The sequence below is a fragment of the Streptomyces sp. NPDC058459 genome (assembly GCF_042721685.1).
GTDB lineage: Bacteria > Actinomycetota > Actinomycetes > Streptomycetales > Streptomycetaceae > Streptomyces.
Genome location: NZ_JBHXLV010000033.1, coordinates 36,829 through 42,966, shown reverse-complemented (window position 1 = coordinate 42,966; position 6,138 = coordinate 36,829). Strand labels below are relative to the sequence as shown.

Here is a 6,138-nt window from a genome sequence, read left to right as displayed (position 1 = left end):
GCCGGGAGCAGCCGGGCGGCGGCGCGCTCCCCGCTTCCCGGCTCGGGCCGCAGCGCGGGGTGCAGGAGTTCCTGCCGGCCGTCGGTGTCCCATTCGGCGGCGATCCGCCTTATCGCGACCAGGAGTTGGGGGCGCCAGGCGGCGGAGGGCCCGGCCTGGCGCAGCGACTCGCCGAAAAGCCGGGTGAACGCGGCCGTGGTCAGCATGCCCGCCGCGCGCGACCCGTCGGCGCACAGCCGGGCGTAGGCGAAGGCGGCGGCCCAGTGCCGGTCGAGGAGTTCACCGACGGGATGGAGGGCGGACGCCGATACCGTCCACTTCTGGAGTTCCGCACTCAGTTCGCCGTCGGAGATACCGAACGGCCCCGCGGAATCCTCGGAATTCGACGGCCCTTCGCCCTTCACGCGCTATTCCTCCAGAATCCACACGGAATAAGGTCCGTACCAATTGACAGGACGACGGACGAGGCGACACCAACTCCTGCTCCGCGGAGGGAAATCGCTCACGCCACCAGAAGGCACACTTTCGCACAGGGCGACAGCACGGAACAAGAGAGCTCCCGTGGGAAGGCAGGTCCGCACGAGAACTTGACCCGCATTCAGCCGACGCGAAATCCTAGACGCACCAAAAAGAATCCGGACGGACAATTACGGGCACGGTCCGTCGTCGAGTTGACGCGGTCCGGGCCGCCGGGTTGGATCGTGCGGATGCTGACCGAGACGAGCCCGCGCGGCGGGTGCCGAGCCGTCCTCCTCGCCCTCACCCTGCTCCTGGCCGGCTGCCACACCGGGGACCCGGCACCGAGGGCTCCCCGGCTGCCGCCCCGGCACGCCGGGTTCGACTACCAGATCGGGGGCGCCTATCCCCCGCCCGCCGGGGTCCGCGTCGTCACCCGCGACCGCGCCGACTCCCCCGCGCCGGGGCTGTACAACGTCTGCTACGTCAACGCCTTCCAGGTCCAGCCGCAGGAGCGCGCCGACTGGCCGGCCGACCTGCTGCTGCGCGACCGCGCGGGCCGGGTCGTCGTCGACGAGGACTGGGACGAGCCCCTGCTCGACATCGGCACCCCGGGCAAGCGGGAACGGGTGGCGCGGCGGGTGGACCGCTGGATCGACGGCTGCGCGGACCGGGGCTACGACGCCGTCGAGCCCGACAACTACGACAGCTACACCCGCTCCCGCGACCTGCTCACCCCCGCCGACGCGACCGCCTACATGCGCCTGCTCACCGGCCACGCCCACGCCCGCCGGCTGGCGGTCGGCCAGAAGAACACCCCGGAGCTGGCCGGCGAGCGCGAGCGCGCGGGGCTGGACTTCGCGGTGGCCGAGGAGTGCGGCCAGTACGACGAGTGCGGGACCTACGCCCGCGCCTACGACGACCGGGTGCTGGACATCGAGTACACCGACACGGGCCTCGGCAAGGCGGTGGCCGGATGGGGCTCACGGCTGAGCATCGTCCGCCGCGACCTCGGCGTCTCCACCCCGGGCGAGGCCGGGTACGTGCGCCGGACGGGCTGACGCCTCAGGGGCGTTCCAGCAGCTCCAGCCCGCGTGTCCAGGCGAACCCGTCCGGCACCCGGCCGTCGCCGAAGCGGACGCCGAGCCCGCGCAGCCGGGTCAGGCTCTCCTGGTAGGCGGGGTGGGCGGCCAGCGCATCGCCCACGCTGGGCAGCACCGCGATCGGCACCCCCAGCCCGAGCGCCTCGCAGAGGGTGCCGACGGCCAGGGTGTCCGCGATGCCCGAAGCCCACTTGTTGACGGTGTTGAAGGTCGCCGGGGCCACCACGACCGCGTCCGGCGGCGGGAAGGGACGCGGGTCGGCCGGTGAACGCCAGGCGGAGCGGACCGGGCGGCCGGTGCGGGACTCGGTGCCGGCCGCGTCGAAGAAGCCGTTCATGGCCGCCGGGGTGGCGATCACGCCCACCTCCCAGCCCCGCTCCTGGGCGCCGGCGATCAGCGTGCCGACGCCGGAGGCGACACCGGCCGCGCAGACGACGACATAGAGGAAGGGTTTCCCGGCGGGATCGGTCACCGGGAAACCCTACAAGGGCGGTTCAGCTCTCGGTGACGGTGATCGCGCCGACCGGGCAGGCGCGTGCCGCCTCGCGGACCATCGGGCTGCCCGCTCCGTCCTCGGCGCCCGGCAGCAGCGTGCTGTAGCCGTCGTCGTCCTGGGTGAAGACGCTCGGCGCGGCCAGTGTGCACTGGCCCGCCCCGATGCAGAGGTCCTGGTCGATCTCGATGTCGGTGTGCATGGCGAGAAGCCTCTTACCAGGTCACGGGGAGTTCCAGCATCCCCTGGATCGTGTCGCCGGGCTTGAACGGGATCTCCTCGGCCGGTACCGCGAGGCGCAGGCCGGGCAGCCGGGCGAGCAGGGTGCCGAGGGCGATCTCCAGCTCCGCGCGCGCCAGGTTCTGCCCCAGGCACTGGTGGATGCCGAAGCCGAAGGCGACGTGGTGGCGGGCGGAGCGGGTCCAGTCGAGCGCGTCGGGGTCCGCGTACACGGAGTCGTCGCGGTTGATCACCGAGGTGGAGAACATCACGCCGTCCCCGGCGCGGATGGTCACCCCCTCGACCTCGATGTCCTCGACGGCCACCCGGAGCAGGCCGTCGGCGATGGAGAGCATCCGCATCAGCTCCTCCACGGCGGTGGGCAGCAGCGCGGGGTCGGCGCGCAGCTCGGCCAGCCGTTCGGGGTGCTGGAGCAGGGTGTAGGTGCCCAGCGAGATCATGTTGGCGGTGGTCTCGTGGCCGGCGACCAGCAGGATGACCGCCAGCGAGACGACCTCGGCCCGGTCCAGCGCGCCCTCGCCGAGCTGCTTGTGGACCAGGTCGTCCAGTACCCCCTCGCCGGGCTCGGGGTGGGCGACCTTGGTGTCGATGAGGGCGCCGAGGTAGGTCTCCAGCTCCTTGCGGGCGTTCTGGCTGTCCTCGGCAGTCGGCCCGCGCAGCAGCCTGCGGGACTGCTCCTCGAAGAACTCGTGGTCGGCGTACGGCACCCCGAGCAGGTCGCAGATGACCATCGACGGCACGGGCAGCGCGAAGGCTGACACCAGCTCGGCCCCGGGCCCGTGCTCGATCATCGTGTCCAGGAGGTCGTCGACGATCCCCTGGATGGCGGGCCGCAGCGCGGCGGCGCGTTTCACGGTGAACGAGGGGATCATCATCCGCCGCTGGATCTGGTGCTCGGGGTCGTCCAGGCCGAGCAGGGCGACCCGGCGGTCCCGGACCCCGGCGAACCGGGCGGTGGGCATGGGGAACTCGGGGCGGCGCCGGTCGCTGGACAGGCGTGGGTCGGCGAGCAGCGCGCGGGCCGCGGAGTGCCCGGAGACGGCCCAGACCTGCCGGCCGTCGTACAGGGTGACGCGGGACACGGGCCGCCCCTCGCGCAGCGGGCCGTACCCGGTGGGCGGGTGGTAGGGACAGGTGCGGTCCTGCGGGAAGGCGACGGGGTCGGTCGCCTTCGCCGGGACGGTGGTGTCCGTCAGTTCCGTCATGGGATAGACCTCGCAGACGAAGAGGTGCCTCGAACCGATCACCATTAGATGCCCAGGGCACCTATAGGGCGACGCCAAGTTCGGCCAGATCGGTGAACCGCCGGATCTGGCCGGACAAGCGCGTCCGCCGGAGGTGTCCGGGCACCGGAATCCGCTCGTCCGACGCACATCGGTCCTCCCAGTGTCGTCGCGTACGCCCCTTTTCGCCCACCCCGGCCCCGGACCGGCCGCGAGATCCGGCCGTTCACGCGCATGGCCGAGCGGGTACGCGGTACGGATGATCCCGGCGGCCCCCGGTGCCCGCGATGGACCGCGGGCGTGAGGCCGGCCGAGCACGACGACACGACGAACACGACGAACACGATGAAGGGGACGAAGCGATGCCTCTTGAGGGCGAGTACGAGCCGAGCCCGGAGCAGTGGGTGCGCGATCAGGTCGAGGAGTACGAGAGGTCCGGCGGGACGGAGGGGACGACGCTGCGGGACACCGGGATGCCGGTGATCATCCTAACCACGCGCGGCAACCGCAGTGGCAAGATCCGCAAGACGCCGCTGATGCGGGTGGAGCACGACGGGACGTACGCCGCGGTCGCGTCCCTGGGCGGCGCGCCCAAGCACCCGGTCTGGTACTTCAACGTCCAGGCCGATCCCGAGGTCGAGCTCCAGGACGGGCCGGTCAAGCGGGAGATGCGGGCCCGCGAGGTCACGGGCGACGAGAAGGCGCAGTGGTGGGAGCGGGCCGTCGCCGCCTTCCCGCCGTACGCCGAGTACCAGGAGAAGACCGACCGGGAGATCCCGGTCTTCGTCCTGGAGCAAGCGGCCGCGGGCTGAGCGGCCGCCGGGGGACGGTTCGCGCACATCCCGCGCACGGCGGGTGTGAACCGTCCCCCGGCGGGCACGTGAGGGTCAGGCCCCGCCGCGCTCCCCCGTCGCGGCGGGGCTTTCGTGTGCCTCGCCGGGCGGGCGGTCGCTCGCGTCGCGGTCGGTCACGTCGAGGAAGATCTGCCCGGTGTCGGGGAACATCTCGGCGACGGACCGCTTGATGCGTACGGCGACCTCCTCGACCTCCTCGCTGTCCATGCCCGGCACCAGGTCGACCCGGGCCGCCACCAGGGCGGAGTCGATGCCGGTCTTCATCGTGAACAGCGCCTCCACGCTGTCGATCTCCGGCTGGGCCCGCAGCAGTTCCCGTATCCGGGCGGTCTGTTCCGGGTCGGCGGCCTCGCCGATGAGCTGGTCGCGGGCGTCGCGGCCGAGCCGGTAGGCGACGTAGACCAGCAGGGCGCCGATCAGGATGGACGCGCAGCCCTCCCAGAGGGCCTGCCCGGTGAGCATGTGCAGCACCATGCCGATGGCGGCGAAGGTCACGCCGAGCACCGCCGTGCCGTCCTCGGCCAGCACGGTGCGCAGCGCGGGGTCCTGTACGTCGCCGACGCCGACACCCTGCCGGTGCGCCTGGCGTACCGCCCGGACCAGGGACAGGCCCTCGGCGACGAGGGCGACGCCGAGCACGACGAGGCCCGCGACATAGCCGCTGAACTTCTCGTCGCCACCGCTCTTGATCGCCTCGAAGCCCTGGAAGAAGGAGAAGCAGCCGCCCATGACGAAGATCCCGACCGCGGCCAGCAGGGACCAGAAGAACCGTTCCTTGCCGTAGCCGAAGGGATGACGGGCGTCCGGGGGACGGCGGCTGCGGCGCAGCGCGGCCAGCAGGAATACCTCGTTCAAGCTGTCGGCGACCGAGTGCGCGGCCTCCGACAGCAGGGCGGGCGAGCCCGCGAAGATCCCGCCGACGGCCTTGGCCACCGCGATCACCAGGTTCGCGCCGAGGGCCACGAGCACGGTGACGCGGGTGTTTCCGTCGCTCTTGGCGGCCTCCTGGCCGTCACTGTCGCCGGTCGTCGTTTCCGGCTGCTTTTCCGAAGTAGCGCTCACCTGTCGCCGACTGCCCCCGGCGGAGAGGATCACACGGGCCCGGACGGGGGAGGTCGGGGGCTCCCGGGAGAGGACTCGGGCCCGGTGAGGAAGGAGTGGCACATGGCGAACAAGAGCAGGAACGTCAGCAGGATCAAGGCACCCCTCCTCCACCGACCGGTCGGCTTCGCGATCAGCTGGGCCGGCGGTGCGCTGGCCGGGCTGGCGTTCCGGAAGGCGTGGGCGGTGATCCGGCACGAGGAGGAGGCGCCCGACCCGCTGGACCCGGACCGCGGCTGGGGCGAGATCCTGCTGGCGGCGGCGGTGCAGGGCGCGATCTTCGCGGTGGCGCGCAGCGTGGTGGACCGTACGCGGGCCAAGGCGGTCGCGCGCTCCACGGGCAGCTGGCCCTACCCGGGCACGGCCCCGGCCAGGCGCTGACCACCCGGCCGGCGACGGGTACAGCGTGCTGGAGTCACGGGGTGAGATCGCCATCGCTTCGGCGGTGGAGGCCTCACCCCTGCTGGACCGGCTCACCGGCCGCCGGCCCGCCCGTGTCGTCATGGACCCGCGTCCGGTGGGGTTCTTCGACTGCCCGGGGCTGCGCCTGGTGCACCGGGCCCGGTGCCGGGTACCGGCAGGCGGCGGACGCCTCCGGCTGGTCTGCGTCCATCCGCCGACCCCGCGCGTCCTCGCGGCCACGGACCTGCACCAGATCCTGCCCCCGC

At 72.5% G+C, this 6,138-nt stretch carries 7 protein-coding genes and 2 pseudogenes; 4 read left to right on the top strand and 5 right to left on the bottom strand.

Annotated elements, in window-relative coordinates:
• Positions 1–404, bottom strand: a pseudogene (locus ACFWN1_RS09610) (hydrolase); the annotation flags it as partial.
• Positions 405–707: 303 nt separating this feature from the next.
• Here ACFWN1_RS09610 and ACFWN1_RS09605 point away from each other — a divergent pair.
• Positions 708–1,517 carry an endo alpha-1,4 polygalactosaminidase gene (locus tag ACFWN1_RS09605; protein WP_384359558.1) on the top strand — a complete coding sequence of 270 codons (810 nt, stop codon included), beginning with the start codon at positions 708–710 and terminating at the stop codon, positions 1,515–1,517.
• Positions 1,518–1,521: 4 nt separating this feature from the next.
• On the opposite strand, the gene ACFWN1_RS09600 is transcribed toward ACFWN1_RS09605, so the two are convergent.
• The 3 genes from ACFWN1_RS09600 to ACFWN1_RS09590 are packed head-to-tail and all read right to left on the bottom strand — an operon-like array spanning position 1,522 to position 3,497.
• The gene (locus ACFWN1_RS09600; protein ID WP_384359557.1) at positions 1,522–2,031 is read right to left on the bottom strand and encodes a flavoprotein; all 510 of its coding nucleotides are present in this window, start codon (positions 2,029–2,031) and stop codon (positions 1,522–1,524) included.
• Positions 2,032–2,053: 22 nt separating this feature from the next.
• Positions 2,054–2,254: a ferredoxin gene (locus ACFWN1_RS09595; RefSeq protein WP_384359556.1), complete on the bottom strand. Its 201-nt coding sequence runs from the start codon at positions 2,252–2,254 to the stop codon at positions 2,054–2,056.
• Positions 2,255–2,267: 13 nt separating this feature from the next.
• Entirely contained in the window at positions 2,268–3,497 is a 1,230-nt protein-coding gene (locus ACFWN1_RS09590; RefSeq protein WP_384359555.1) for a cytochrome P450, read from the bottom strand.
• A 380-nt stretch (positions 3,498–3,877) separates the two neighbouring features.
• Here ACFWN1_RS09590 and ACFWN1_RS09585 point away from each other — a divergent pair, with 380 nt between their 5' ends.
• Complete coding sequence (locus ACFWN1_RS09585) at positions 3,878–4,327, top strand: nitroreductase family deazaflavin-dependent oxidoreductase (protein ID WP_384359554.1); 450 nt, start codon at positions 3,878–3,880, stop codon at positions 4,325–4,327.
• Between the two features lie 75 nt (positions 4,328–4,402).
• Here the strand turns inward: ACFWN1_RS09585 and ACFWN1_RS09580 are convergent, their stop codons facing one another.
• Positions 4,403–5,431, bottom strand: coding sequence for a cation diffusion facilitator family transporter (locus ACFWN1_RS09580; RefSeq protein ID WP_384359553.1), 1,029 nt, complete (start codon positions 5,429–5,431; stop codon positions 4,403–4,405).
• A 102-nt stretch (positions 5,432–5,533) separates the two neighbouring features.
• Between ACFWN1_RS09580 and ACFWN1_RS09575 the strand changes: the two genes are divergently transcribed.
• Positions 5,534–5,851, top strand: a complete 318-nt coding sequence (locus tag ACFWN1_RS09575; RefSeq protein WP_384359552.1) for a DUF4235 domain-containing protein — start codon at positions 5,534–5,536, stop codon at positions 5,849–5,851.
• A 25-nt stretch (positions 5,852–5,876) separates the two neighbouring features.
• A pseudogene (locus tag ACFWN1_RS09570) lies at positions 5,877–6,131 on the top strand (STAS domain-containing protein); the annotation flags it as partial.
• Positions 6,132–6,138 lie beyond the last annotated feature (7 nt).